This window comes from Variovorax sp. 01N429, from assembly GCF_056399425.1.
Window position 1 is genome coordinate 20,864 of sequence record NZ_JBFTRG010000016.1, and the last position, 24,917, is coordinate 45,780.

25 protein-coding genes and 2 pseudogenes are annotated in these 24,917 nt (G+C 62.6%); 12 read left to right on the top strand and 15 right to left on the bottom strand.

Annotated features, from left to right (window positions below; all coding sequences use genetic code 11):
- Positions 1-39 precede the first annotated feature (39 nt).
- The gene (locus AC1DSF_RS23580; RefSeq protein WP_478128009.1) at positions 40-1,530 is read left to right on the top strand and encodes a hydroxysqualene dehydroxylase; all 1,491 of its coding nucleotides are present in this window, start codon (positions 40-42) and stop codon (positions 1,528-1,530) included.
- A gap of 4 nt (positions 1,531-1,534) precedes the next feature.
- Here AC1DSF_RS23580 and AC1DSF_RS23585 read toward each other — a convergent pair whose 3' ends face one another.
- The gene (locus tag AC1DSF_RS23585; RefSeq protein ID WP_478183518.1) at positions 1,535-2,074 is read right to left on the bottom strand and encodes a hypothetical protein; all 540 of its coding nucleotides are present in this window, start codon (positions 2,072-2,074) and stop codon (positions 1,535-1,537) included.
- A 17-nt stretch (positions 2,075-2,091) separates the two neighbouring features.
- Here AC1DSF_RS23585 and AC1DSF_RS23590 point away from each other — a divergent pair.
- Positions 2,092-2,986: pseudogene (locus tag AC1DSF_RS23590) on the top strand (IS3 family transposase).
- 36 nt (positions 2,987-3,022) lie between these two features.
- Positions 3,023-3,187 (top strand): hemolysin III family protein, encoded by a 165-nt coding sequence (locus tag AC1DSF_RS23595; protein WP_478128007.1) that lies wholly within the window; start codon positions 3,023-3,025, stop codon positions 3,185-3,187.
- A gap of 40 nt (positions 3,188-3,227) precedes the next feature.
- On the opposite strand, the pseudogene trhA reads toward AC1DSF_RS23595, so the two are convergent.
- The 10 genes and pseudogenes from trhA to AC1DSF_RS23645 form a co-directional block, all read right to left on the bottom strand.
- Positions 3,228-3,632 (bottom strand): annotated as a pseudogene (trhA, locus tag AC1DSF_RS23600) (PAQR family membrane homeostasis protein TrhA); the annotation flags it as partial.
- 83 nt (positions 3,633-3,715) lie between these two features.
- Entirely contained in the window at positions 3,716-4,798 is a 1,083-nt protein-coding gene (locus AC1DSF_RS23605) for an RDD family protein (protein WP_478144959.1), read from the bottom strand.
- Positions 4,799-4,858: 60 nt separating this feature from the next.
- On the bottom strand, positions 4,859-5,440 hold the full coding sequence (locus AC1DSF_RS23610) for a hypothetical protein (RefSeq protein ID WP_478144960.1): 582 nt from the start codon (positions 5,438-5,440) through the stop codon (positions 4,859-4,861).
- 144 nt (positions 5,441-5,584) lie between these two features.
- Entirely contained in the window at positions 5,585-6,160 is a 576-nt protein-coding gene (locus tag AC1DSF_RS23615; RefSeq protein WP_478128004.1) for a class I SAM-dependent methyltransferase, read from the bottom strand.
- A gap of 119 nt (positions 6,161-6,279) precedes the next feature.
- A complete protein-coding gene (locus tag AC1DSF_RS23620; RefSeq protein ID WP_478128003.1) occupies positions 6,280-6,756 on the bottom strand; it encodes a hypothetical protein in 477 nt (158 codons plus the stop codon).
- A gap of 91 nt (positions 6,757-6,847) precedes the next feature.
- Positions 6,848-7,234 carry a hypothetical protein gene (locus AC1DSF_RS23625; protein ID WP_478183519.1) on the bottom strand — a complete coding sequence of 129 codons (387 nt, stop codon included), beginning with the start codon at positions 7,232-7,234 and terminating at the stop codon, positions 6,848-6,850.
- Positions 7,231-7,425, bottom strand: coding sequence for a hypothetical protein (locus AC1DSF_RS23630; protein ID WP_478183520.1), 195 nt, complete (start codon positions 7,423-7,425; stop codon positions 7,231-7,233). Before AC1DSF_RS23630 ends, AC1DSF_RS23625 begins: the two co-directional genes overlap by 4 nt.
- A 553-nt stretch (positions 7,426-7,978) precedes the next feature.
- Positions 7,979-9,538: a hypothetical protein gene (locus tag AC1DSF_RS23635; protein ID WP_478128001.1), complete on the bottom strand. Its 1,560-nt coding sequence runs from the start codon at positions 9,536-9,538 to the stop codon at positions 7,979-7,981.
- Between the two features lie 62 nt (positions 9,539-9,600).
- Entirely contained in the window at positions 9,601-10,788 is a 1,188-nt protein-coding gene (locus tag AC1DSF_RS23640) for a ShlB/FhaC/HecB family hemolysin secretion/activation protein (RefSeq protein ID WP_478128000.1), read from the bottom strand.
- 347 nt (positions 10,789-11,135) lie between these two features.
- Entirely contained in the window at positions 11,136-12,137 is a 1,002-nt protein-coding gene (locus AC1DSF_RS23645; protein ID WP_478127999.1) for a Bug family tripartite tricarboxylate transporter substrate binding protein, read from the bottom strand.
- Between the two features lie 157 nt (positions 12,138-12,294).
- Here AC1DSF_RS23645 and AC1DSF_RS23650 point away from each other — a divergent pair, with 157 nt between their 5' ends.
- Positions 12,295-13,230, top strand: a complete 936-nt coding sequence (locus tag AC1DSF_RS23650; protein WP_478127998.1) for a LysR substrate-binding domain-containing protein — start codon at positions 12,295-12,297, stop codon at positions 13,228-13,230.
- Positions 13,231-13,332: 102 nt separating this feature from the next.
- Positions 13,333-14,406 (top strand): tartrate dehydrogenase, encoded by a 1,074-nt coding sequence (locus tag AC1DSF_RS23655; RefSeq protein ID WP_478127997.1) that lies wholly within the window; start codon positions 13,333-13,335, stop codon positions 14,404-14,406.
- 16 nt (positions 14,407-14,422) lie between these two features.
- Here the strand turns inward: AC1DSF_RS23655 and AC1DSF_RS23660 are convergent, their stop codons facing one another.
- Together AC1DSF_RS23660 and AC1DSF_RS23665 are read right to left on the bottom strand one after the other, a co-directional pair.
- Positions 14,423-14,782 carry a hypothetical protein gene (locus tag AC1DSF_RS23660; RefSeq protein ID WP_478127996.1) on the bottom strand — a complete coding sequence of 120 codons (360 nt, stop codon included), beginning with the start codon at positions 14,780-14,782 and terminating at the stop codon, positions 14,423-14,425.
- Between the two features lie 145 nt (positions 14,783-14,927).
- Positions 14,928-15,380, bottom strand: coding sequence for an SET domain-containing protein (locus AC1DSF_RS23665; RefSeq protein ID WP_478127995.1), 453 nt, complete (start codon positions 15,378-15,380; stop codon positions 14,928-14,930).
- Positions 15,381-15,535: 155 nt separating this feature from the next.
- On the opposite strand from AC1DSF_RS23665, the gene AC1DSF_RS23670 reads away from it, so the two are divergent.
- Both AC1DSF_RS23670 and AC1DSF_RS23675 read left to right on the top strand, forming a co-directional pair.
- Positions 15,536-16,525, top strand: coding sequence for a helix-hairpin-helix domain-containing protein (locus tag AC1DSF_RS23670; RefSeq protein WP_478127994.1), 990 nt, complete (start codon positions 15,536-15,538; stop codon positions 16,523-16,525).
- 120 nt (positions 16,526-16,645) lie between these two features.
- Positions 16,646-17,665: a chemotaxis protein CheB gene (locus tag AC1DSF_RS23675; protein WP_478127993.1), complete on the top strand. Its 1,020-nt coding sequence runs from the start codon at positions 16,646-16,648 to the stop codon at positions 17,663-17,665.
- A 49-nt stretch (positions 17,666-17,714) separates the two neighbouring features.
- Here AC1DSF_RS23675 and AC1DSF_RS23680 read toward each other — a convergent pair whose 3' ends face one another.
- Positions 17,715-18,830: an OmpA family protein gene (locus AC1DSF_RS23680; RefSeq protein WP_478127992.1), complete on the bottom strand. Its 1,116-nt coding sequence runs from the start codon at positions 18,828-18,830 to the stop codon at positions 17,715-17,717.
- Between the two features lie 317 nt (positions 18,831-19,147).
- Between AC1DSF_RS23680 and AC1DSF_RS23685 the strand changes: the two genes are divergently transcribed.
- Positions 19,148-19,462 (top strand): hypothetical protein, encoded by a 315-nt coding sequence (locus tag AC1DSF_RS23685; protein ID WP_478127991.1) that lies wholly within the window; start codon positions 19,148-19,150, stop codon positions 19,460-19,462.
- 25 nt (positions 19,463-19,487) lie between these two features.
- A complete protein-coding gene (locus AC1DSF_RS23690) occupies positions 19,488-20,201 on the top strand; it encodes a sugar transferase (RefSeq protein ID WP_478127990.1) in 714 nt (237 codons plus the stop codon).
- 30 nt (positions 20,202-20,231) lie between these two features.
- Here AC1DSF_RS23690 and AC1DSF_RS23695 read toward each other — a convergent pair whose 3' ends face one another.
- Positions 20,232-21,260, bottom strand: a complete 1,029-nt coding sequence (locus AC1DSF_RS23695) for a LacI family DNA-binding transcriptional regulator (RefSeq protein WP_478127989.1) — start codon at positions 21,258-21,260, stop codon at positions 20,232-20,234.
- Between the two features lie 146 nt (positions 21,261-21,406).
- Between AC1DSF_RS23695 and AC1DSF_RS23700 the strand changes: the two genes are divergently transcribed.
- From AC1DSF_RS23700 to AC1DSF_RS23710, 3 genes are read left to right on the top strand one after another with little or no spacing between them, the layout of a single operon-like run.
- Positions 21,407-22,765 carry a uracil-xanthine permease family protein gene (locus tag AC1DSF_RS23700; RefSeq protein ID WP_478127988.1) on the top strand — a complete coding sequence of 453 codons (1,359 nt, stop codon included), beginning with the start codon at positions 21,407-21,409 and terminating at the stop codon, positions 22,763-22,765.
- Positions 22,762-24,204: an amidohydrolase family protein gene (locus AC1DSF_RS23705; RefSeq protein ID WP_478183521.1), complete on the top strand. Its 1,443-nt coding sequence runs from the start codon at positions 22,762-22,764 to the stop codon at positions 24,202-24,204. Before AC1DSF_RS23700 ends, AC1DSF_RS23705 begins: the two co-directional genes overlap by 4 nt.
- Positions 24,201-24,914, top strand: coding sequence for a TSUP family transporter (locus AC1DSF_RS23710; RefSeq protein WP_478127986.1), 714 nt, complete (start codon positions 24,201-24,203; stop codon positions 24,912-24,914). The genes AC1DSF_RS23705 and AC1DSF_RS23710 overlap by 4 nt, the downstream gene beginning before the upstream one ends.
- The last annotated feature ends 3 nt before the right edge of the window (positions 24,915-24,917 follow it).

The window sequence follows — 24,917 nt, forward strand, 5'->3', positions numbered from 1 at the left end:
GGACAGGGCAAGCGGCATGCCAATTGCGTTCCCGCTCGCATGCCTGCCGTTCACGATCGCCACTGCGTTTCATCCAGTGACGTCCTCGTCGCGGGCGGCGGCATCGCAGGACTTTCGTGCGCGGCGGCCCTGGCCGGTTGCGGGCTGCGCGTCGTGGTGGTCGAGGCGCAGCCGCATCTCGGCGGCCGGGCCGCAAGCTGGCGCGATCCGGCCACCGGCGACTGGGTCGACATCGGCCCGCACGTGATCACCAGCGAACACCGGAACTTCGTGTCGCTTCTCGAGCGCCTGGGCACCGCGGATCAAGTGCTCTGGCAACACGATCCCTTGATCACCTTGCTGGACGCGGGCCGGCAACTGAGGATGCACGCGGCGAATTGGCCACCCCCGCTGCATGGCTTGCCCAACTTGCGCAATGCATTGCGCTGTGTTTCGTTGGCTGACCTGCTGTCCAACGCTCGCGTGGTCTGGGAAGCGATGCGGCTGAACGAGACCACCACACTGGCGCTCGACGGGCAGGACGCGCTCGGCTACCTGAAAGAGCGAGGCGTCAGCCAACGCTTCATCGACTGGTTCTGGACTTCGTCGACGATGGCCTTGTTGAACGTACCGCTCGCACGCTGTTCCGCCGCTTCGATGATGCGGGTGTTTCGCCTGCTGCTAGGCCGCAGCGGCTATTGCTTCGGCTTCCCGCGCATCGCACTCAGCGAACTCTATGCGCCCGGATGCATCAAGGCCGTCGAAGCGGCCGGCGGTCGCGTGTGGACTTCGGCAGCGGTGCGTGAAGTTGTGCTGAACGAAGATGGGCGCTTCGCTGGCTTCTTGCTCCAGGACGGAAGCCAACTGCGAGGCCGCGCAGGCGTGCTCGCACTGGACCCGCACGGCCTTGCCAGTCTTGCAGTGCGCGGCGCCAATGCCGGCGCAAGATGGCGCGCCCTGAAGCAAAGCGCCGAGCGACTGGAGCCGAGCCGCTACATCAGTACGGTGCTGTGGTTCGATCGCAAGCTGGGCAGCGAGCGCTTCTGGGCGCGGGTGAGCGCACCCGGGGACCTGAACATGGACTTCTACGACTTGTCCAATATCCGCTCCGCACACGACGGATGCGCATGGGTCGCGAGCAACGCGATCCACGTCGAGGCGAATGCGTGGGCCGCGAGCGACGCCGACATCGTGGCGCAAACCCGCCGGGAGCTCGCCGAGTTCTTCCCGCAAGCGGCAGCGGCAGGCCTGCGGCATGCACGAATCCATCGCATCCCGCTCGCGGTGCCCTGCGCCGCTCCGGGCGTCGAGGCGATGCGGCCCGAGGCGCCATCGGGCATCCCGGGCCTGTGGCTGGCTGGCGACTGGATCGCCACCGGCCTGCCCTTTTCGATGGAAAGTGCCGCACGCTCGGGCGCTCTCGCCGCTGAGGAAGTGGCGGCCACGCACGGCCGCGTGCTGCGCCTTGCGGAACCCCTGCCGGACACGCAAGGCATTCCTGCACTGCTGAGACGACGGAGTTCTTCTGGAAAGCGAACGACTCGTTGTTGATGTGTCATGGCGTCGGACAAGATTGAACAAGGTCGAATTGCACGGGCCGCAGCGTGCTTGGGTCGGTTGCATCCGTGATCACTTGCGTGCAACTGAGGTTGTCTCGCCAGACGAAGTCGACGAGGTAGACGTGGTCGGCGGCGGGTTGAAATTTCGTGACCAGCGGTCCGCAACTGCCGGTGCTGGTCGCAAGGTTGCGGGGTGTGCTCACTTGCTGCCAATTGCCGATCGCCTTCACTTGAACGCCTTGGCGAGGGTCCAGTTCGTGCTCGATATAGGGCTGCGTCTTGAACAACGCGCTGCGCGTTCTTTCGTTCACGCGGGCGATCCAGGGGAAGACCACACCGCGTCCGCTGTAGGCCACGTTCCCTACCGTCTCGAGGCCTTGGCACGGCTCGCTGGCGGTGCTGACCGAATAAACGACGGCGTGTCCTGCACCGGAACTGCGCAATACAAGCTTGGCCGCGCCCGGCGTAACCTCCCGAAGGCTGTCATGACCTGCCCCGCCCAGCCGTACCAGCGTAATGGCAGTGAAATCCGTCAACTTGGAGAATGACCGACATGAGAAAGAGCAGATTCACCGAAGAGCAAATCATCGGTTTCATCAAGCAGGCCGAGTCCGGCCTGCCGACCAAGGACCTGTGCCGCAAGGGCGGTTTCAGCGACGCGACCTTCTACAAATGGCGCGCCAAGTACGGCGGCATGGATGTGCCCGATGCCAGGCGGCTGCGTGAACTCGATCGTCGAGATCGCGCACGCGCGCCGGCGCTTCGGCTATCGGCGCATCCGCGACATGCTGCGTCCGCTTTTCCCCGGCGTGAATCACAAAAAGGTCTACCGGCTCTACAGCGCCGCCAACCTGGCTGTGCGCAAGCGCAAGAAGGCCAAGCGGCCGGTCAATGAGCGCGTGCCGCTGCAACTGGCCCGCACGGTCAACGAGGTATGGAGCATGGACTTCATCAGCGATAGCCTGAGCACCGGCCGGCGCATCAAGTGCCTGACGGTGCCCGATGACTTTAGCCACGAGTGCGTGAGCATCTCCGTAGACTGGGGCATCTCGGGTCTATACGTGACGCGGCTGCTCGACCAGGCGGCGGTCTTCAGGGGCTATCCGCTGGCCGTTCGCGCTGACAACGGCCCGGAGTTCACCAGCAGAGCCTTCATGGGCTGGGCGCAGAGTCACGGCATCCGCCACATCCTGATCGAGCCCGGTCGGCCCATGCAGAACGGCTACATCGAGAGCTTCAACGGCAAGTTCAGGGACGAATGCCTGAGGCAGTGGTTCGAGACGTTGGCGCGGGCCAGGACAGCCATCACGCTCTGGCGACAGGACTACAACGAGGTCAGGCCACACAGCAGTTGCCAGCGAATGCCGCCAGCGAAGTTCGCCGAATTGCATCGCCAGCGCGCTGCCGATGCAATTCGAATCATCTCAACGACCACCGAGATCAACTAATCTTGCAACCCCGGACTTCCGCTTTGGTCGACCGGCTTGTACGTCGCGATGGGCTGGGTGGCCGTGGTTGCAGCTGTGCCGTTGTATCAGCGTATGTCTGCGAGTGGCCTGGTCTGGCTCGTCGCCGGCGGCGTTGCCTACACGGCTGGGGCCATTGTTTTTCTGTTCGACTCAAAAGTGCGCTTTGCCGAAGACGATTGAATAGTTTGGCCGTTACGCCCAGCGCTGCCGCGGACCAAACCGCCCCGAACAACGCCCAACCCCAAGGGCCACGCAATACACCGAGCACGAACGGCATGTAGCTGCCGGCAATGAAAAGATAGATGGCCGCGTGATCCAGCCTGTTGAAGACGGACTTGGTCCGCCCGGCGGGCAGAGCGTGGTACAGAGTGGATATCAAATACAGGACGATCATCGTCCCCGCAAAAAGACTCGCTCCGACTACCGGAGCGGCGCTGCCTCTTTGCGACGCGCTGTACACCAGGACTGGCAACGACACGACGGCAAGCATGAACCCGACGCCATGACTCAAAGCGTTCATCAGCTCTTCCATCGCTGTTTGATTGCGCTCCGCCGTGGAACTGCTTTGACGCGTCCGGACACCTCGCGATTCCGATCGCGTTCCATGCAAAGTGAATTGATTCATTGAGAGCAGTACCTCACTTCATTTGGTTGGGCCACGTGCCACCCGACGCAGTGATTGGCGGACAACTCAACTCGCCAAGATGGTCATGGTTCGGCTTGCTCATTGCCGGTACGGGGCATTGTTTTGAAGACCGACTCGCCCAACGCTTGTGCGGCTGCGGCATCGACCTTGCCACCCGGATCACCCATGACTGTGAACTGCCAGACATCCGCGCCATCGCGGATGAGCGCTATTAGAACTGGACGACGCTTGCCTTCGATTTCCATGGTGCCGGTCAGGCCGAATGTGGGTAAACCCGCGACCGTCGCTTTCGCGTCGCGCGCCAGGCCGCGCCTGATAAGTGCCTCTGCCTTCGCCCCCTGCGCGTGCGCGGCTGCGATCTCATCGCGCTCGTGATCACGCCAAAGCATCCCTTGAAGTTGGTGGCTGGTCGAGATGAAGATATAGAGCTGTCCGCCGTTGTCGCGCTTGACCTCACGCACGTTCCATCCGCTCGGAAGCTTGGCCTTGACACTGGTCACTGGATTCGTCCAAGATTCCAATGACTGCAGGTATGAATGGCCGACTACGAAGCCGACGCCGATGAGGCAGAAGACGCCAATGCGAACTGAGCCAAGCGGACGAGCAACGACACTGAACTTGCCCTCGTCGTAGCTGGCGGGTCGACCTGCAGAAACGCGCTTGAACTGCCACAGCTGGCCGATGAACGAGGCGAGAGGTATACCGGCCCAAAGTCCCTGTAGGAACAACGCGCCCTGACGCTGCGCGAATTGTCCAAGCGTTGGGCGCGCGCCGGCGATTGTGATCACCTGCAGGCCCAACAGTGCCTTGCCCGGCGTATTGCCGAATACTCCATAAGCAACGACGCACAGGCCCAAGACTAGGGGGAGGAAAGTCATCGCAAAGATTGCGCTTGCGGCAAGCGATCTACCCACGAGGTCGATACCACCGACAAGTGCTAGCAACGCCAGGATCAACACGCCGCCGACCGTGATGTCGATATAGAGTGCGCCGTAGCGACGCCATGCACCCGCCAATGGCGATGCGTGACATGGCGGGTTCACCTTCTCCCCCACCGTCCTGCCAGAGGAAGCCGCTGCATAGCCGATTGCCGACGACGAAGGCGGCAGTTGTACATCGTCATCGGGCTGTATTCCTTGATGCATGGCACCCTTTAAAGATGGATTTTCGAGACCAGGTTGCGAACGATGGTCTACCAACTGGGATCAGCGCTTGAACTCGACCGTGCGGACCGCAGAGGGCTTGCCAGAAAACCCGCTGACCGTGCCGTCGGCGCCGAAGTGCACATTGACCGTCTCGTCTTCCTGCGCCGTCCAGTACCGCCAGGCGCTGGCTTCCAGGTCCTTTGTGTCGTCGCGCGACGGGTAGCTGAGGGCCATCAGCACCTGACGACGCGTCATGCCAACCATGACTTTGGCGGAGTACACCGCCTTCTGCACTTCAGGGCTCCAGGTTGAGAGCTCCAGCTTGGGGTCCGAGGGAACCACGATCTGGCGCAGCCAGCGCTGCGTACCTTCATTGCTACGAGCTGCGTCATCGCGCAATGCCATGTATTCGCCGCCAACCGTGCCGTAAAAATACAGATCGCGCTTCGCACTGTCGAACTTCGCCGACTCGCCGGCCGGGAGAATCGGGCCCCCCAGCACGTTGTTGCTAGAGACCCAGCCGTAGCTGGGGCGAAGGTTGCAGCATGTGTAGCCACTGATGGGTTGCTCCAAGCGGGTGGCGCAGCCAGAGAGAAGAATGGCCCCAGAGATGGCCAGAAATGGGAGGCGAGACAGGTTCATTGCTTTTGAAGTTGACGAGTGATGAAACGAAGGCGCAGGCGAGCACCCCCGGGGAATTGCGGGGTGCCTCGGCCCCTACGAACTGGGCTCAGGCCTTTTTGACAGCGGTGTATTCGGAGAAGATTCCGAGTTCGACGTGACGCTTCACGTCCTCGAATCCGGCGGCGCCGTGCCGACGGTCCCTTTGGGCTTGGTGATCTCAAGGATCAGCAGCCGGCCACCTGGTCGAAGCACGCGGAAGAACTCGGCGAAGGCCGCATTCACATCAGCAATGTGGCGCAGCGCGTAGCCCATGCTGAGGAAGTCGCTGCTCGCATCGGATTGCGGCAACGCCTCGGCCCGGCCGCCGAAGAGCTCGATGCCCGGCAGCGTCACTTCGCACAACATGCCGGGGCTGGGGTCCACTCCGACCAGTCGGCTACCGGGGCCAATCAGTAGCGATGCCTCGCGTGCGACCAAGCCGGTTCCGATGCCGACGTCGAGCACTTCGTCTCCGGCTGCGATCCCGGCGCGTTTCAATGCGGAACGCCGATACCATGGTCCCGAGCCGAGCGCCAGCAAGCGCTCGATGCGATCGTAGTCAGGCGCGGTGGCATCGAAGATGCCGCGCAGGAACTGCGCGTGCTCAGCTTCATCACCGTAGTAGGCCTGCAGCGGCGAATGCGGCGCCAGGACTGCGGCGGAAGAGATCGACGGGCAAGGCTTTTCCATTGGTTCCATTTTCAAAATCGTTTGGGTTGTGCTGCTCGGCATGGGGCCGGGTTACGGAGCCAAGCTCTTTGACGCCGGGCAACTCTGCGTGGCGTCGGACCGCACCGGCATGGGTGCGCAGCGGTCGGTCATATCCGTTTCGAGCTGAGCGCAACTGAGGCCGTCTCGCCAAGCAAAGTCAACGACATTGACGTGGCCGGCGACTGGAAGAAATCTCGCGACAAGCGGGCCACAGTTGCCCGTACCCATGGGCAGGGTCGCTGGTGTGTTGGCCTGTTGCCAATTGCCGATTGCCTGGATTGGACGATACGTCCCGGGTCTACCTCGCGCTCTATGTACGGCTGTGTCTTGAACAACGCGCTGCGCGTTCTTTCGTTCATGCGGGCGATCCATGGGAAGACCACGCCGCGTCCGCTGTAGGCCACGTTGCCCGCTTGCTCGAAGCCCTGACATGCCTCGCTGGCCGTGCCGACCGAATAGACGACGGCGTGACCTGCCCCGGAACTGCGCAGCACGAGCTTGGCCGCGCCCGGCGTGACTGACCGAAAGGTCCCGTGCAAAACACGCTCCTCTGCAGCAGCGGCTTGAGGGTTGATGTCGCGCATTGCGCAACCTCCGAGGAGGAAAAGTGTTGCAACGATCAATTGGATTGCAGTTCCGCGCGTCTTACGCATACATCGGCGGAGTGAGGGCCATCTATTTGCCATCCCGGTCAAGAAACCAAATTAAGCAACACGACGCACCCGAAGCTACGAGCAGAAGCTTGGGAATCCACCCGGGTTCAAGTGGAATAGCAAAAAGTCCTGCCCCGATGCCCAGCACCGCGCATCCGTAAACCACCCGTTCAGCGCGACTCTTGTGACGCGTCGAGAGGGGTGATTCTCCAAAAGCAGCATTTAGATCAATGCCCTTTTTTTCCATCGTTCTACGGGCTTCAAACTCGGTCAGAATAACCGCCCCCAAGCCGCAGAGAACGCCGCCAACTATGAATAGGAAATTTCGCATCAATGCATTGTCGAAAATTAGACCAAGGAGACCGCAAGGAATACCCAGAATCGAATAACGATAGATTATTCTCTTCAAGGCGAGGCTCCCCCAATCCATGCGTCCCATTCATCGGAATTTTTAATTACCTCGCCAATTGGCGTGGCAATAAGTTGAAAGATATGCAAATATTGATATATTCTTTTGAGACCTTCATCCACACCTAGGCCTGCAAAGAAGGAAGGAGCGTTTCTATTAAACATCACTGTGCTCGCGATGTCTGCGCCCATTCCTATGCCTGAAATTACAGCGGCGGCAGGTGTGCATCGGATGCCGCACAGCCGGCAGCACCGTATGCAGCAATAGTCGAAAAGGTACTGGCCATTTCCTTCCCCTGCGCGCGCATTTTGGCCGATATATCAAGATAGATCAGAGCTCATTTCGTAAACCAATTCCGCCCTTTTTGTTCGGTTCTTGGCGGTGAAACAACGTGCGTAAAGTCATTGTTTTCTACGTCCGAATCCATCGAAGGGTAAATTCGAATGCAAAGCTTTTGATAGGCGTCAGTTGCACACAAGTCAAATAATTCGACGTCTTCGACGCCGTTGTTCATACTGTGAAGAATTTCCAACTATCCCAGGTCTCTATCTGATGGAGCCGTATCGCTTCTCTTAGAGAGCGTCCGTTCCGCTTGGATCTGCATGCCCAACACCCATCCAAGACCGAGTAGCAGCCCGCCCAAAATGAAGAGGGGATACCGAATCCATGGATGCTCGAAAAAAAACCCTAGGAAACCAAGCGTTCCGAGCTCAGAGTATTTGTGGATCACTTTTCTATGTGGACTCATGGCTTTATTTGATTTTTCAGGTCACCCAGCTCTCCTGAATTTTTAATACCCTCCGCAATCGGGGTGGTTATAAAAGTCGGAATTTTGAGATGATTCCCGATACCTATGAGGGCCTTGTCGATTCGTGAGTCGATCAACAGAGCACCAGGATTTGGGTCAAAGATAAGATCCGATGCGGCGCTTGCACCCCATGCTACGCCGCCAAGCACAGGCACGGCGGGTGCGCATATGATCGCGGCAGCGCATCCCGCACTTGCGTATGAGGCCGCCGACGAGATAGTGTTGGCCATTTCCTTCCCTTGAGCCCTCATGTGGGCTGACACATCAAGCGTCTGCCCGTTCGAATCGACCCAGCCATTTCCAATGGCATAGACGAACTGTTGGTCGCTCCGTTGAGTTCCCAGAATCGAACCATACGAAGAAGACTCTCCGGCCAAACCGCGTAGCGCCGATTTCGCATCATTCAATGCTTGCTTCCCGCCTTGGATTTCCCCAGCAATTCGCGCGCATTCGGCTGGTGAACAAGCTGTGATCGTGTCGCTTTGCTTCGCACTCAACTCGGCGTATTCCTTCAAGATCTTGTCGCGCTCCGACTGCGTTGGCGAATCGCGCAGCTTACCCATCATCTCGCGCACTTGGCCGCTCGAAAGATAGTTGTTCGCAGCTTCGTTGAATGCGCCCGCTGCACCGCCGGAACCACCCGCCGCGTACCCGACGGCGGCAGCGAGACCTGCGGTCACAGCATCCGCCGCGGCGCCCGACAGTCCCAGCTTGCCGACCGCCGCGCCGATGTTGGGAACCGTCGCCGCGCCCAGGCCGGCACCTGCTGCGCCAGCAGCGCCCCCTGCGAGGCCCCCAATCACCGCATGTCCGGCGACCCTGCAGTAACCGCCGTCACCCCAGCATGCGGCAGCTTCCGGATCGTTTCCATTTAGCGCTTCCACGAGCTTGCCATTGGCATACTCTCCCCAAGCGCTTGCGGCCTTCTGCCCGAACTCTTGCGTGATCTGCACTTGTGACTGGACGTCGTTCAGGATGGTCTGGGTGTTCCGGTCCTTCACCAACGCTCCGGTGCTGCTGGAGTCTCCGGTCCTCACGCTCTCATCGCCCGCGACTCCGCCAATGCCTGCCTTCGTGACACTCGTCTCGCTGCTGCTGGCGCTGCCGATGCCGGCGCTTCCGCCAGGACGAGAGTCGCTCTGCGCGGCATTCGTGCCCGTATCCTTCGCCGCAGATTGGTCTCCTGCTGTCATGCCAACGCGTCCGCTCATCCCATAGCCGCTGCCGTTCGAAGTGCTGTGGTTCACGAGGTCGCTGGTTGTGATGCTGGCGCTCTTGAAGCTGTTCTTTCCCGCGTCGATCGCGTCCTGCGTGCTGCTGATGACGCCGCCCTTCAGATCCGTGTTGCCCCTCACGTTGACGGCAAAGCCACCATCGCCGGCCTTGATGCCCGACTGCACGGACACACTCGCAAAATCGCCGCTGGCCTTGGCGCTCGCCGCGCTTCCGCCCACAGTACTGACGCCGTAGCAGATCGGCGGGATGCATAGGCTCACGTTCGCGCCTGAGCTGCTCTGCCTGGACACCTGACGGCTCGTGTCTTGCGGGCTTTCGATGTTCAGGTTTCCTCCCACCACAGCCGCGACGCGTCGTCAATAGAGTTGTTTGAGGAGCGACGGAAGCCTCGTACGCTGGCGATGGTCTTGCGGTGCTGGTCGCGATGCAGCAATCGGGAGACGCTGACGCCGGCGTTGCTGCTTTCACCGCGGTAGATGTAGTTCTCAAAGGCTCCGGCCACTTTCTGGCGGTAGTCGTTCCGCGATGCCGTGGCGCTGAATAGCCAGTCGCCATAGGGAACGGAGTAGTGAACGATCTGGCCGGCGGTGCCCTTGTCGGGATTCGTGAACCAGTGGCCGTCGATGCTGTGGGAGGCGTTGACGTAGAAGAGGTCATTCAAGCCGAAGGGGTTGTCGACGGAAACCGTGGCGCCCGCCTGGTAGCGGCCCGTGCCCTCAGTGCCGCTGTCATCAAGGCTCAAGGAGGCGCGCGGACGCCGGGTTTGCGCATACTTGACCACAAGATCGCTGTCACCGGGCTGCGCGTTCGCGGCACTCGAGGGCTCGATCTGGATGTCGGCCTCCGCGGCGGGCACGCGCTTGAGGTTCTCCAGACCTTGCTCGATATCACGCAGGTTGAGGAGATCGCCCATTCGCGCGGGGACGGCCGTGCGCAGGCTGGTGGGCGCGCCCCCGCCATCGAAGCGGATGGCGGCGATGCGGCCAGGAATCAGCGTGAGAGTGAGTTCGCCTTGGGTGAGGTCCTGCGAACCAGCCAACACGCGTGTGGTCACATATCCACGTGCGATGACCGCCTGTTGGATGCGGGCGAGCACGATGTTGACGCCCTCGGTGCCGAGGCACTGACCCACGGGGGAGTCGTCGCTCTGGGGGCCGGCGGTGGCGGCGAGCGCCCATTGAAAGTCGTCGGAGTTCTCGCCAGAGAGCACCATGCGATCAATGCGGAAGCACGGCGTTTCGTTGTCTGGCAGCCGCTGTGTTTTCGTAGCTGCTTGACGAGGAAGGCGTGCGTCCACCGCGCGTTCCTGCTGTTCGCGCAGCGCGCGCTCGCGTTCTTGCTGGCGCTGCTCCTCGATGACGGGACGAGGTGTCGATGCGATCTGTGCGTGAACCGCGAACGACGCGGCCAGCCCCGTCACGAGGAGGGGCGAGAGTGCAGGAACTGAGAGTTTCGGAACGCGGCGAGCAGCCACCGTGGGACGCGCCCACCGGCGGGAAAGAAAGGCCATTGTTTTGTTGCCGCGTCGGAGGGCGCGGATATCAGCTTCTTGGCGCGCAGAAATAGCGGACGCCTCTTGCCGATCAGTCTAGGGATGGCTGCGACAAAGCAGCCCATCAGACTCGTCTGAATGTGCAATGGAAATCTCTTACGCGCGCTGCGAAGCGCTATCCGCCGAACGAGAGTCGAACAGCTGGTCTGTGACGTGCCGGCCTGCTGGGCGATAGCCAACTCTTGTGATCCGAGAACATCGGCGCGGCGCGTTGCTGCGCTCGGACGCTGGCGACAGCGCGTGTCAGCCATTGCCCGTGAGGAGGATGCCGCCACGAGGGCGGGGCCTAGAGACGCACTCTGCTGTCAGTCGATCGTGATGTTGCTGTCCTTCACCAGCTTCGCGAACTTGTCTGTCTCTTCCGCAATTTGCCTGGCCATCTCCTGCTGGGAATTGCCCACAGGTTCCGCGCCAATCTTGGCCATCTGCGCCTTGAACTCGGGTGAGTGAATGATCTTTACCATCTCGGACGCCAGTCGCGCCTGAACGTCCTTGGGGGTACCAGCTGGCGCCAACACGCCGAACCAGGTGCCGATGTTGAAGCCCTTCAATCCTGCTTCATCGAGCGTCGGCACGTCAGGCAAGGCGCTCGAACGCTTCGCCGTAGTGACCGCAAGAGGCCGCAGCTTTCCGGCCTGGATGTGCGGAAGCACTGGCGTCACCGTGTCGAACGACATCGCCACCTGCCCGCCCAGCAGGTCGACAGTCAGGGGTCCGCTCCCCTTGTAAGGTACATGCAGCATCTTGATGCCGGTCTCATTCTGAAACTGCGTTCCGATGAGGTGCTGCGCGGTGCCATTGCCGTTCGAGCCATAGGGCAGAGGTTCCTTGGCGGACTTGGCCAACGCAATCAGTCCGGCGACGTCCTTGGCGGGCGATGCGCTGCTGACGACCAGGACATTGGGCACCATCGCGATGGTGGTGAGCGGCGCGAAATCCTTCTGGAAGTCGTATGGCAGCTTCTTGTAGACGCTGGTCGCGATGGTGTGGTGCACCGCGCCCACGAGCAATGTGTAGCCGTTGGGCTGAGACTTGGCTACGTAGTCAGCGCCCAGGGTCGCGCCTGCACCCGGCTTGCTCTCCACGATCACGGCTTGCCCGAGCGCCTTGCCAAGCGGATCAGCCAACGCACGAGCGAGGACGTCGGTGGTACCTCCCGCTGGGAAGGGCACGATCAGGCTGATCGTCTTCGAAGGCCAGGTCTGCGCTTGAGCGAATCCAGCGCTCAGGCAAAGGGTGGCAGTAGCTAGCGACAAAAAGGCGCGGCGCCTGCTGCATGGCGCGCCTTGCCGGCTGAGATTGAACATGGGTGTCTCCTGCTTTGGTGGATTTCGACAGGCCTCCAGCGAGCCCGGCCCGGGAGGTCTGACTCTAGACAGCGAGACGCAGGCAGGAGCGACATGAAAGGAAAACCGGCTTTAACCTGCAGTTAACCTGCCCCTTCAAGGCAGCGAGAATCGCGAAATGTCAAAACGCATTCAGCCGTCGGACCTGTCTTTCTTTGCGACTCTCGCATCGGCGGGCAGCCTGAGCGCCGCCGGGCGAGAACTTGGAATCTCCACAGCCGCCATCAGCAAGCACCTGGCGTCGATGGAAACGCGGCTCGGGTTCTCGCTGGTCAACCGATCCACTCGCCGCATGGGCCTGACGCCCGAAGGTGAAATCTATCTGGAGCATTCGAAGCGCATCCTCGCTGGCGTGGACGAACTGGAGCAGGCACTGGGCGCGAGCAAGGCCCAGCCCAGGGGGCTGTTGCGTGTCAACGCGACCCTGGGCTTCGGGCGCAGTCATGTGGCGCCTCTCATCTCAAGGTTCACGAAGCGCCATCCAGAGGTCGAGGTGCAACTTCAACTTTCCGTCGGACCGCCCGCCCTGACGGAGGATGCATACGACGTCTGCATCCGCTTTGGAGCGCCGCCGGATACGCGCGTCGTCGCCCGAAAGCTCGCAGAGAACAGACGCCTGCTTTGCGCGTCTCCTGCTTACCTGGCGCGGCGCGGAATGCCAATGTTGCCGAACGACCTTCTCCGGCACAACTGCATCACCATTCGCCAGGGCGACGAGGGTTACGGCGTATGGCGCCTGACCCCCAGCAAGGGTCGCCGGCCAGAGGCGCAAGTCATCAAGGTGCGGGGAAACCTGACGAGCAACGACGGGGAGATTGCCGTCAATTGGGCACTCGACGGCCATGGCATCGTGATGCGCGCCGAATGGGACGTGGGCCGTTACCTGCAAAGCGGCCGGCTCGTCCACGTCCTGCCTCAGTACGACACGTCCGATGCCGACATCTATGCGGTGTACCCAAGGAATCAGCACTCCTTTGCCAGAGTGCGCGCCTTCGTGGACTTCATCGCCGACTCCTTCGCTCAATGGCAGGCCAGCGGGCGAACGTTTCGCTGAGGGATCATTGACTTCAGGTTAAGACCGGTTTGAACCTGACGCCACTTGCGCGGCGCCTGAGTCCCTACAGTTCAATGCTCCCATCATCGAGGTCCAAAGAACATGAAGGTCTACAAGATTGCAACCATTCCGGGAGACGGGATCGGCAAGGAGGTCGTCCCGGCAGGCCAGAAGGTGCTCGAGAAACTGGCCGCCCGCAGCGACAAGTTCGCCTTCGAGTTTGAAACGTTCGCCTGGGGCGGCGACTACTACCGAGAGCACGGAGCCATGATGCCGGACGACGGCCTGGACTCCCTGCGCGACAAGGACGCCATCTTGTTCGGTTCGGCGGGCGATCCGGACATTCCTGACCACATCACGCTGTGGGGCCTTCGCCTGAAGATCTGCCAGGGCTTTGACCAGTACGCCAATGTGCGACCGACCCGCATCCTCCCGGGCATCGACGCGCCACTGAAGCGATGCAAGTCAGAAGACCTCGATTGGGTCATCGTCCGCGAGAATTCGGAGGGCGAATACTCCGGCGTCGGCGGCCGGGCGCATCAGGGGCATCCCATCGAAGTCGCCACGGACGTTTCAATGATGACGCGGGCGGGCGTCGAGCGCATCCTGCGGTTTGCGTTCCGGCTGGCGCAGTCCCGCCCACGCAAGCAACTCACCGTGGTCACCAAGAGCAACGCACAACGTCACGCGATGGTCATGTGGGATGAGATTGCCAATGAGGTGGCTGCCGAGTTTCCAGCCGTGAAGTGGGACAAGGAACTCGTCGATGCGATGACTGCGCGCATGGTGAACAAGCCGGCTTCGCTCGACACCATCGTCGCCACGAACTTGCATGCCGACATCCTCAGCGACCTCGCAGCCGCTTTGGCGGGAAGTCTCGGGATCGCGCCGACAGGCAATATCGACCCTGAACGCCGCTACCCGTCGATGTTCGAACCCATCCATGGCTCCGCGTTTGACATCATGGGAAAGGGCTTGGCAAACCCGGTCGGCACCTTCTGGTCCGTGGTGATGCTCTTGGAGCACTTGGGCGAGCAAGACGCAGCCGATCGATTGATGGCCGTCATCGAACAGGTCACTGCCCAGCCCTCCTTGCACACCAGGGATCTCGGCGGCAAAGCGACGACGGCTCAGGTCACGGAGGCGGTTTGCAGCCTCTTGAGCCAGGAGACATGAAATACCGCGCCCTCGTCTACTGCGTCACCGCATCCGCGGGCGGTGCCGAACCCGCCGGCGGAACGATGACGGCGCGGCCGTCGTCCGATGTGTAGGTGGTGCTCGAATCGGTGCCCTCGCGCGACGAACCGTAAGGCGTCACGACAGTGGACCGGTCCTCGGTCTGCGAGTTGCCCGAGCTTCCCTGTTGCGCACGCTGCAGCGCGAGGCCGGCATCGCGGATGCACGCGTCCCGCTCCGGGCGCGGCAGCGTGCCGTCGTTACAGCGCGCGATAAGACTGTCATAGCTGTCCGACTGCGCCGCCGCCATCGTCGTCCATCCCGCCAAAATGGCAGTCGATGCGGCGCACAGCCCGAGAATGAACTTGGAACCCATGCTGGCCTCCTGAAGATAGCGCTCGCGCGTGTCGCATACGTCATGCGGCCTGTGAGCAGAGCGGTCCCATTCTCGATCTGTCGCCGACGGCCGTAAATCCCGGCCCACACGTATCCGCACGTACGTGGCAAGGTGTGTAGAGAACTCAAGCTGCGTCTTCAGGCGCAAGCATCGTGCCCCGGCAATTGGACGAGCCGCAATGGCAGAGATAGTTCGATGCCGGCGAACCGTCGTCCGCCGTCAGGCAGTAGTCGATGAAGAGTTCGTCCCCTGCCTCCACCGGCACGAGCGTCTGGAACTTCAGCACCAATTGCCCGGCGTCGTCGTATTCCTCGACCGCTTCACAGTTGGGATCGCATGCGTGATTCAGGTGACGGGTGCCGTTGCCGCCCTTGCCACCGTCGATCGTTTCGTGATTCGACAAGGCAAACAGATAGGTGAGCTGGTCGTCCCAATCCTTGGCTGCGATTTCCTCGGGCGAGTAGCGCCGGCCTTCATAGAGGCCCAGCAATGCGAAGGCCGGCAGCGACCGCGTGGCGAAAGCACCCAGTCCATGCACACCGCTGGGACCGACCCTGATGGAGGGGGTGCTATTCATCCGATTTTGTCGCTTTGCCATCGTCGGGAATTGTAGAGGTCACGCGCATTGGCACCAAAGTGCAATTGCGGACACCGGCGACCTACGGCCAAACTAAGGTCCATGCCATACGTAGTTTTCCGTAAAGGACGTTCCGATCCGGAGCGGAGGCGGCAATGACCCGCCAAATCCGAACGATCAACGACTTGGCGCAGTTGCCTGACGAAGAGTTGCGGGCCTGCCTGGGTGCCCTGCGCTCCGCGATACTGGAGGCAAGGCGCAGCCATGCCATTGCCGTCAGGGAACGCGTGATCAGCGCGGAAACGCCGTTTCACTTCCCGCACTTCAACTGGCACCCGAAGCCGTCCCTGCCGCTGGACGCCCCCCTCGGACTCGGCCGCGAGACACCCATCGATGAGATTCCATTGCGAACGGATGTTCGCAAAGTATTGACGTCGCGGAGCATCTACTGCATCGAGGATCTCTCTGCCATCAGCGAATGGGAATTGATGGCCCAGGGCTCCATTGGCTCCAACACTCTCTCGCGTCTGCGAAACGCATTGGCACAAGTGGGATTGGAGTTCCTCCCCAATCCGAACCAAAGACAACGAGCCATTGAGCAAAGCAAGGCAGTGCTTGCACTTTCCAGCGAGGCACGGTCATCGGCGCTTCGTGGCCTCAGGGATTCCGCTTCGGTTTCTTCGTTGGGGCTCAGGGTGTCGACGCTCGAGCGTGCGCTGGACCATTGCCACTCCACGGTCGGCGACCTGCGCAAGCTCTCGCTGGACTTGCTTTGCGAGAGCTACGGCAAACGCGAGGCGCGCGAAATCTACGATGCGCTGTTGCTGACCGGCCGCCCGTTCGCATGTTCGGTCTCGCACATCGAGCTTTGGCGTCGAGGCTTGATCGAGACCAAGGAGCTCGTCGCGCCCACCACTGCCGACACGCCCATCGGGGAATTGCGGCCGTGGCTGGGTGCTTCGGTGGATTTCCTTGCCGCCCGCGGCATCCAGACATTGGGTGCACTGCGCAGCGCCGCTTCGCGCGACGATGTCAGATCGATCCGAGGAATCGGCTCGGCTGCCGCGGAACGCATCAGCGGATTTCTTGGCGCGTACGTCGTCAAGCAGCCCTATCGCAGGACGCCCGCGCTCCAACGCAACTGAACTGGCGCGGCGACTGCTTTCCTGGAGGCCGGCATTTGGTTTCAGGGGCAAGGGCTGCCGTCTTACAAGACATGCCGCCATCTCCATCTAGGTTGGTCTCGTGGCTATCTTTGCGAAGACATGACGAGTCCGCCTCCCCTTCCATCGTTCATCTGCGTCGGGGCCTCGGCCGGTGGCGTGCAAGCCATGCTCGGGCTGGCCGCTGCCTTGCGCGAGGACTTTCCCGCGCCGATTTTTTTCGTCCGGCACATCGGCGCACATCGCAGCCATCTGCCGGATCTGCTGAACAGCCGTGGGCCGAATCGGGCGGTCGAGCCGAGAGACGGCGAAGTACCGGTGGGCGGCAAAATCTATGTCGCCCCGCCCGACCAGCACATGATCTTGCAGGATGGGTTGATTCGACTGAACCGTGGGCCCAAGGAACACCACGCCCGGCCCGCCATTGATCCGTTGTTCCGTTCTGCCGCTCTGGAGTGCGGTCCGCGCGCCGTGGGAGTGGTGCTCACTGGCATGCTCGACGATGGCAGCGCGGGACTTTGCGCCATCAAGGATTGCGGCGGCATCGCCATCGTGCAGGACCCGGCCGACGCCTTCGAGCCCAGCATGCCCCGCGCCGCCATGGCAGCGTTGCAGCCTGATCATGTGTTGCCGCTCTCGGCAATGCCCGACCTTTTGCTTCATCTGGCACAGCAGCACATGAGCACCGCGACCACGCACGAAGCGCCCGAGGGCCTGCGGCGCGAACACGCAGTCAGCCTGGGAGAGCACAGATTGGAAAACCTGAAAACCATTGCCGAAGCGTCCACTTTCAGTTGCCCGGATTGCGGCGGTGTGTTGTTCGAGCTCAACGACAAGCATCCGGTGCGCTATCGCTGTCACACCGGCCACGCCTTCAGCTTGCGGACACTGGCGGCGTCGCAGGAGATGGTCACCGACGCAGCGCTTTGGACCGGCCTGCGCGCGCTGCAGGAGAAGGAAAGCATCCTTCGCCGTCTGGCCCAAGCRCAGGGTGCGCACGCATCCACTTCTGCTTCCGCGCAAGCGTTTCTGCACGAGGCCGACGAGCTGTCGGAAATGATCGCCGCATTGCACAAGCTGACGATGAAGGCGCCCAGTCCCGCGGACTTCAACGCGCAATAGCGGGCCGGGCTGACAAAGCAGAAAGCGCGACCCGCAGACGCTGCACTCGTCAAGAGTTCTGTTCGCCCGTGGCGCGGATATCCACGCGCCGGTTCGGCTCGAAGCAGGCGATGAGCGCGGTGCGGTTCCTCGCCTTGCCTTGCGCCCGGCACTCGGCTTCAGTGATCTTGAGCTCCGACGGACCCCGGCCTTCGGTTTGGATGATGTTGGCCGGCACGCCGTTGGCGACCAGGTAATCACGCACCGAGTTGGCACGTGCCACTGACAGGCGCTGGTTGAACTCGAGGCTGCCGATCGGGTCGGTGTGCCCGACGATGGAGATCGAGCGCAGCCGGATGCCGGAGGACCTGAGCTCATGCAGCGTGCTGTCGATGCGCGCGCGGCCGGCCGGAGTCAAGTCCGACTTGGCAAAGGCGAAGGTGCCATCGGCCTTGAGTTCGAAGTTGCGCGCGGCCGGAGGCGGAGGCGGCGGTGGAGGCGGCGGCATCACTGCGGGCGGCGGCGCCGGCGGCCGCGCCTGCGCCACGACAGGCGGCGGGCCGAACGGGATCTGCAAGCCCACGGTGAACATCCAGTCGTTCATCTGCTGTCGGCTTGCCAGCCTGACGTTGCTGGCGTTGTCGACATAGCGGTAGCGTGCATCGGCCATCAGGCGGCCCCAGGACGAAAACGGCCAGACCACGCCCAGCCCCGCATTAGCGGTGAAGCTGGTGTGGCTGCTGCTGCTGGCGAACAAGGTGTCGACCTTGTTGTCGAGCGCGCCGATACCGCCAACGACATAGGGCTGCACGCTGTTGGACTGCCAGCGATTGATCCCCTGGCGGCCCAGGAAGAACCACTGCGCATCGAGCGTGCCGCTGAGGTTCTTGTACTTGTCGCGGGTGTTGAAGACGCCGAACGCAGTGCCGAACTTGCTGTCGAGCTCCTCGTACTGGATGCGCGCCTCGATGTTCCAGTAGGGGTTGATCGGCTTGCCGATCGAGACGCCTCCGCCCCAGCCGTTCTTGGCATTCCAGTTGTCGTCTGGATGCACGTAGGTGCCGAATGGCGTGATGTACCAGCGGTTGTCGAAGTACTGGTCCGGCGCGAAGCTGGTCTGCGCCAGGCAGGCCCCGCTCGGGATGGCAAGTACACAGCTGATTGCGAAAGCGCGTCGATCGAACATGAAAGCCTCACTGGGTTGATGTTGATGAGAAGCTTTGCCGGAGCAGGTGACGCGAAGGAATGGATGCAGCGCTCACTTGCTACTCGCATACGCGCTACGGAGTCTGTGCCTATGGCCGCCGGTATTCAATGCCCGCGTGGATTTTTAGCACGCTTGAGTTGCCGCTTGGCAACGTGCGCTGGGACAAAAGCATCCGGCGCTGTCTTACAAACCCGCCGGGCCGGCGTAGTAACAAGAGTCTCCGCGTGTGCTTTTTTCGAGTCGGGCGCTCGTCGCCGGACTTCGCTTTGCAATGGTGACCATGGAATTCAACTCGAGTGCATTCGCTGTCCGCCATGACGAAGTTCTGCGAGTCCTGCCACACCGCCAATCCCGACCGCGCGCGCTACTGTCGCGGTTGCGCAGGCAAGTTCAGCGGCATTCGCACGGCCGCGAACGTCGTCGAAGGCTCCTCGCCTGCGGCGCCGCCGCATGAAGCGGCTAGTTACGACTCTGCCGCGCCGAAGTCTCACAATGACAAGGGGCACAAGGGCGACAAGGGTGGCCAGCAGGCACGGCCTTCGCTTTTTTTCAATGTGGTTCTGCTCATGGCGGCATTGCTGTTCTGGTATTGGGCGCTTGCCGGCCGCTGAACCGCCATTCCCCAAGAGGCCGTTCATGCCCCCTGCCCATCCCTACGCGCGACGCGACGTGCCAAGCTGGGTGCACGCGAGCAGCGCTTCTTCAGAGGCCTTCCCGGAGCCGTATTGCCTCACGCCCGCTCAGCGCACAGTCAAGCGCTCGGTGGACATCGTCGGGGCCTTGGCCTTCTTCGTGATGCTCGGTCCGCTCTACCTGCTCGTTGCAGCCGTCGTGCTCGTCGGAATGGGAAGGCCGGTGCACTATGGGCAGGTTCGGCTGGGTCAGGACGGTCGCCCGTTTCGTTGCTACAAGTTCCGCACGATGGTGAGAGGAGCGAACAAGGTCCTCGCGCTTCACCTGGAGCAGAACCCTGCCGCGCGGGCGCGCTGGAACGAGTTCCAGAAGCTGGACGACGATCCTCGCGTCACGCGCGTCGGACGCGTGATCAGAAGGCTGAGCCTGGACGAACTGCCGCAGTTCTTCAACGTGCTCAAGGGCGACATGAGCCTCGTGGGCCCGCGGCCTTGCATGGTGCGCCAGCGCAGTCTGTACGGACTCGGCTGGCCGCACTACTGCCAGATGCGACCCGGCATCACCGGCCTTTGGCAGGTGAGCGGGCGCAATCGCCTGCCCTATTCCGAGCGTGTGGCGCTGGATGCCCGCTATGCCTCCGAGTGGTCGCTCAGGCTCGATGCAAAAATTCTTGTGCGCACAGTCTGGGTCGTGCTGAGTGGGGACGGATCGTCTTGAATGGCTGCGCGCGGTCGACCAGACCGGGCGTCATGGATTGCGGGATGACGACTGCCGAAGCACCAACTGCGCCGTCGGCCCCGCGACCGAACGGCGCTCCGTTTCGCCTCGGAGATGGTCGAACAGCAAGTCGATCGCCTGATGCGCGACTTCGTCGAGATGCAGGTCCACCGCTGTAAGAGGCGGCTCGCAGGTGCGGGCACGCAGGCCGTCGTATCGCGTGACCACCATCACATCGTCGGGAATGCGCCGGCCGGCCGCGCGGATTGCCTTCACCGCGCCAACAGCGAATGCATCCACTGGCACACAGAAAGCGTCGATCTCCGCGTGTGCAGCCAGGAGCGAGCGCGCCATCTCCCAGCCCCCGTCCTCACCCTGGGCCTCATCTGCCATGCCGAACAGCAAGGGCTGCGGGTGCTCGGTGATGAACTCGTCGTACGCGGCTCGCGCCTGAACATAGGAATTGCGCTGCGCCGAGCCCAGGATCATCGCGACGCGTCGCGCGCCCTGTGCATGCAGGTGCTCGAGCAGAAGCCGAGTCGTCGCCTTCGAATGAATGTCCACGTGCGGCGCAGTCTCGGACATTCCGTAGGGCTTGCCGATAGTCACGACCGGCAGGCCCCGGCGCGCAAGGTAGTCCAGGTTGGCGTCGCCGGCGGACGGCTCGATGACCAGCGCACCATCGACCTCCAGCAACTCGAGCGGAACCCTGCCGGTTTCCATCGGCGGCGCCAGAACGAGTGCAAGGTTGCGGTGGAGGGCCGCAGCGGCTGCGACTGCGGCGATTTCCATCATGAACCCCAAGCGCGAAGGACCGCCCGCGACGGCGAACGGCATGGAGGACAGCAGCACGATCATGTGCGCCTCGCCTGTTCGCAAGCGCTGCGCGTGCCTGTTGGGCCGATAGCCGAGCTTCAGGGCCGCCTTTTCGACGCGCACCCGCGTGTCGGCGTCGACCTGCCCGCGGCCATTGAGCGCATGAGAAACGGTGGTCGGCGACACCCCCGCTTCGCGCGCAACGTCCTTGATGTTGACCTTGCGAAGAGTGCTCGGAATCATCCATTGACCTTTTTCAAAGACAGTGATTGAATTCCCCAAATCGTTTTGGGAATCCTCCTGAAATGTACTTCAGCCCGCCACTGGCGGATTTTTTTGCACCGTCTCCCAAATCGATTTGGGGACGGTCGGATCCCAAGGAATCGATCATGTTCCGTATTTCCGACGCCCCTGCCGTAGACGCCGTGCTGCCCTGGTCGCAGATGCTTCTGTTCGGCCTGCAGCATGTGCTTGTGATGGCCGCCGTGCCCATCACGTCAGTCTTTCTGATTGCCAAAGCGCTGGGCCTGTCGTCGGAATTGACGATCAACCTGATCAGCGCCACCTTCCTTCTGTGCGGCGTCGGGACATTGCTGCAATCCTTCGGGCCATGGAAGTTCGGTGCGCGGCTTCCCTTCGTGATGGTGCCCGGCGGCGCACCCATCGTGATGTTCCTGACCATCGCGCAGCAGCGCGACCTGCAAACGGCCTCCGGTGCGGTGATCCTCACGGCGCTGTTCTACTTCCTCGTGCTGCCGGTCTTTTCGCGCTGCATCAAGTATTTCCCGAAGATCGTCATCGGCACCTTGCTGATGCTCGTGTCGATCAACCTCGTCAAGGTTTACGGCGGGATCATCGCTGGCAAGCCGGGCACACCCGGGTTCTCGGACCCTGCGCACATCGGCCTCGCGCTCGCCACGGTCGGCTTCACGGTGCTCTTTGCGCGCGTGTTCAAGGGCATGCTGGGACAGCTGGCGGTGCTGTTGGGACTCGTGGCAGGCACGCTCCTCGCCGCCGTGTGCGGAATGACGGATTTCAGCGGCGTGGCGAGCGGGCCGGTGTGGAGCCTCCCGACCTTGCTGCCCTTCGGGATGCCGCATTTCGACCTGGTCGCAGCGTTGCCGCTCCTGATCTTCAGCGTCATTTCAATGGTGGAGGCCACGGGGCAGACGATTGCGGTCGCCGAGGTCGTCGGCAAGCAGATCGAGCCGCGCGACGTCGTGCCGCGAACCATCCGCGGCGACGCGCTGATCTCGCTGGCAGGTGGGCTCTTCGGCACTTCGATGATCATCACGAGCGGCGAGAACATCGGCATCGTGCGCGCCACCAACGTGCGCTCGCGCTACGTGACGGCCACGGCTGGCGCCATCCTGGTTCTCATCGCGCTCACGGCGCCGCTAGGCCGGCTCGCCAGTGCGATTCCAGAGGCGGTCGTGGGCGGCACCGCGATGGTGGTCTTCGCGATCATCGGCACGATCGGCATCGACATCCTGCGCAAGGTCGACCTGCATGAGCGCAGCAACATGTTCGTGCTGGCCGGTGCGCTGACCATGGGCCTGCTGCCGATCCTCGTGCCCGGCCTCTACAGCAAGTTCCCGGCAACGCTGCAACTCGTGCTGGGCAACGGCCTGGCGATGGGCGCGCTCACCGCCATCGTGCTCAACATCCTTTTTCACCACGTCGCCGCGGCGCCCCGCGACGACAGCAACGAAGCGCCGACCCCGGAAGGGGCACCGGCCGCCCAATGATGAATTCCACCTATCCCCTGAATGCCGGCGACGCTGCATCCCACCTTGCGGCGGACTCGCTGCTGCTGGCCCCCGATCACCTCATGCTGCGCGAAGGACCGGTGCGGGACCACGCCGTCCTCGTCGAGAGCGGCAAGTTCCGCGACATCGGCCCTGCCGAAGTGCTGGCCGCCCGCTATCCGCATCTGACGCCCCTTCGACTTCCGGGCAAGGTACTGATGCCCGGGATGATCGATGCGCACCACCATCTGACGCAATCGTTTGGCAAGTCGCTGGCCTACGGCGAACCCTCGGAGATCTTTCGCCGCGTCTGGGTTCCACTTGAAGCAAGTCTGGACGACGAGTTCGTCCATGGCGTGTCGAAGCTGGCGGCGCTCGAGTCGCTGCGCGGAGGCTTCACCACCGTCTGCGATGCCGGGACGCGCGCGAAGGGAGACATCGGCGCGCTCGCGACAGCCACGCAGGAGGCGGGCCTTCGTTGCGTGCTCGGCCTGATCTGTAACGACGGGGGCAACGAGAGCACACCGGCCGAACGCAGAGCCTTGAAGGCGCACGCCGAACGCTTCCTTCAGAAGTGGTCGGGCGCGGCGCTGATTCATCCATCGCTCGCGATCTCGGTGCCCGAAGCGGCTTCCGACGAGATGCTGGTGGGTGTCTCGGCGCTTTGCGCGGAGGCACGCACGATCTTCCAGACGCATGTCAATGAGCACCTCGCGTCGGTGGAACGTTCGGTCGTTCAACGCGGCATGCGGCCGCTCGAGCTTCTGGCGCACCTGGGCGCGCTCGGGCCGCAAGTGCTCATCGCGCACGGCACGTTGGTGACGCCGGGCGAACTCGCCCTGCTTCGACAGACCGACACGGCCGTGAGCTACAACCCGGTCGCAAGCCAGTGGAAAGGCAATGCGGTCGCGCCGGCCAACCTGATGGCAGCGATGGGGATCCGCTTCGGACTCGGCACGGATGCCACCCGCAGCGATGCGTTCCGCCTCATGGACGCGGCCGAGGCAGCGCAAAAGCTCGCCTTCGGGCTTGCCATCGGCGACGCGTCATGCGGCGGCGGCTGGACGTGGCTCGACCATGCGACACACGATGGCGCGCGCGCCATCGGCCTGGACCACGTGATCGGCGAGGTCGCGCCCGGCAAGGAGGCGGACTTCCTGCTTGTCGACGTCGATACGCCGGAGATGTGCACCTCGGTCGACTTGACGTGGGACCTCGTGCGATTGGGCAACAGGGATCAGATCGATGCCGTCTTCGTCGCAGGAAAGCTGCGCCTCTGGAAGGGCTGGCCGACCGACTGGGATGCGCGCTCGCTGATGCGGCAGGTCGCACGCGCGGCCGGCGAGGCGATCGCACGGGCACCGATCCAGCGCCTGCATCCGACCGCGGCGCAGCATCGCAAGTCGACCGCCGCTGCAATGATCGGGGCCGCGCAGTGACCGTCGAGCACCTGATCGTCATTTCGCTCGCCGTTCTGTTCGCCGCCTTTGTCCAAGGCGCGAGCGGCGTGGGCTTCGCGCTCATCGTCGCGCCCGTGATCGGCCTCCTGCGGCCGGAGTTGCTGCCGGTATGCGTGCTGGTCCTGATGCTGCCGTTGAACTTCTATGTCGCGTGGCGCGAACGTTCCGCGATCGATCGGAGCGGTGCGAGCTGGATCACGGCGGGACGCGTCCTCGGAACCGCGGGTGGGCTGTGGGTCTTGGCCGTGCTGAGTGCCAACCACCTGGCATTGTTCGTCGGATTGTCGACCGTCGCCGCTGCGCTCGTCACGCTCGTGATGCCGGCGTTCTCGCCGGGCCGGCCTGCCTTTGTCGCAGCCGGACTCGTCACCGGCGTGACCGAAACCGCCACCGGCATCGGGGGGCCGCCGTTGGCGCTGGTGTACCAGCACCATGCGCCGCCCATCGTGCGTTCGACCATCGCCTTGTGCTTTCTGGTGGGAGAGCTGGTGTCGCTGGCGACATTGATGGCGACGGGCCGCATCGAATCAACGCAGCTTGTGGCCGCGTTGAGCCTGCTGCCGGCACTGCTGATTGGCGCTGCACTCAGCCGCGTGGTGCACGAACGCATCAACGGCCGGTTCTTGCGCGCGTTCGTTCAGGTTTTCGCGATCACGTCCGGCGTGGTGTTGCTCGTGCACGCGATCTGACGC

Bases quoted from the DNA above. Each gene is read 5' to 3' on its own strand.
- AC1DSF_RS23655 (WP_478127997.1), top strand. From the start codon at position 13,333: ATGAAGGTCTACAAGATTGCAACCATTCCGGGAGACGGGATCGGCAAG.
- AC1DSF_RS23630 (WP_478183520.1), bottom strand. From the start codon at position 7,425: ATGGGCGCAGACATCGCGAGCACAGTGATGTTTAATAGAAACGCTCCT.
- AC1DSF_RS23680 (WP_478127992.1), bottom strand. From the start codon at position 18,830: ATGTTCGATCGACGCGCTTTCGCAATCAGCTGTGTACTTGCCATCCCG.
- AC1DSF_RS23610 (WP_478144960.1), bottom strand. From the start codon at position 5,440: ATGAACCTGTCTCGCCTCCCATTTCTGGCCATCTCTGGGGCCATTCTT.
- AC1DSF_RS23705 (WP_478183521.1), top strand. From the start codon at position 22,762: ATGATGAATTCCACCTATCCCCTGAATGCCGGCGACGCTGCATCCCAC.
- AC1DSF_RS23650 (WP_478127998.1), top strand. From the start codon at position 12,295: ATGTCAAAACGCATTCAGCCGTCGGACCTGTCTTTCTTTGCGACTCTC.
- AC1DSF_RS23700 (WP_478127988.1), top strand. From the start codon at position 21,407: ATGTTCCGTATTTCCGACGCCCCTGCCGTAGACGCCGTGCTGCCCTGG.
- AC1DSF_RS23695 (WP_478127989.1), bottom strand. From the start codon at position 21,260: ATGATTCCGAGCACTCTTCGCAAGGTCAACATCAAGGACGTTGCGCGC.
- AC1DSF_RS23615 (WP_478128004.1), bottom strand. From the start codon at position 6,160: ATGGAACCAATGGAAAAGCCTTGCCCGTCGATCTCTTCCGCCGCAGTC.
- AC1DSF_RS23645 (WP_478127999.1), bottom strand. From the start codon at position 12,137: ATGTTCAATCTCAGCCGGCAAGGCGCGCCATGCAGCAGGCGCCGCGCC.
- AC1DSF_RS23620 (WP_478128003.1), bottom strand. From the start codon at position 6,756: ATGCGCGACATCAACCCTCAAGCCGCTGCTGCAGAGGAGCGTGTTTTG.
- AC1DSF_RS23605 (WP_478144959.1), bottom strand. From the start codon at position 4,798: ATGCATCAAGGAATACAGCCCGATGACGATGTACAACTGCCGCCTTCG.
- AC1DSF_RS23690 (WP_478127990.1), top strand. From the start codon at position 19,488: ATGCCCCCTGCCCATCCCTACGCGCGACGCGACGTGCCAAGCTGGGTG.
- AC1DSF_RS23640 (WP_478128000.1), bottom strand. From the start codon at position 10,788: ATGGCCTTTCTTTCCCGCCGGTGGGCGCGTCCCACGGTGGCTGCTCGC.
- AC1DSF_RS23580 (WP_478128009.1), top strand. From the start codon at position 40: ATGCCTGCCGTTCACGATCGCCACTGCGTTTCATCCAGTGACGTCCTC.
- AC1DSF_RS23665 (WP_478127995.1), bottom strand. From the start codon at position 15,380: ATGAATAGCACCCCCTCCATCAGGGTCGGTCCCAGCGGTGTGCATGGA.
- AC1DSF_RS23670 (WP_478127994.1), top strand. From the start codon at position 15,536: ATGACCCGCCAAATCCGAACGATCAACGACTTGGCGCAGTTGCCTGAC.
- AC1DSF_RS23660 (WP_478127996.1), bottom strand. From the start codon at position 14,782: ATGGGTTCCAAGTTCATTCTCGGGCTGTGCGCCGCATCGACTGCCATT.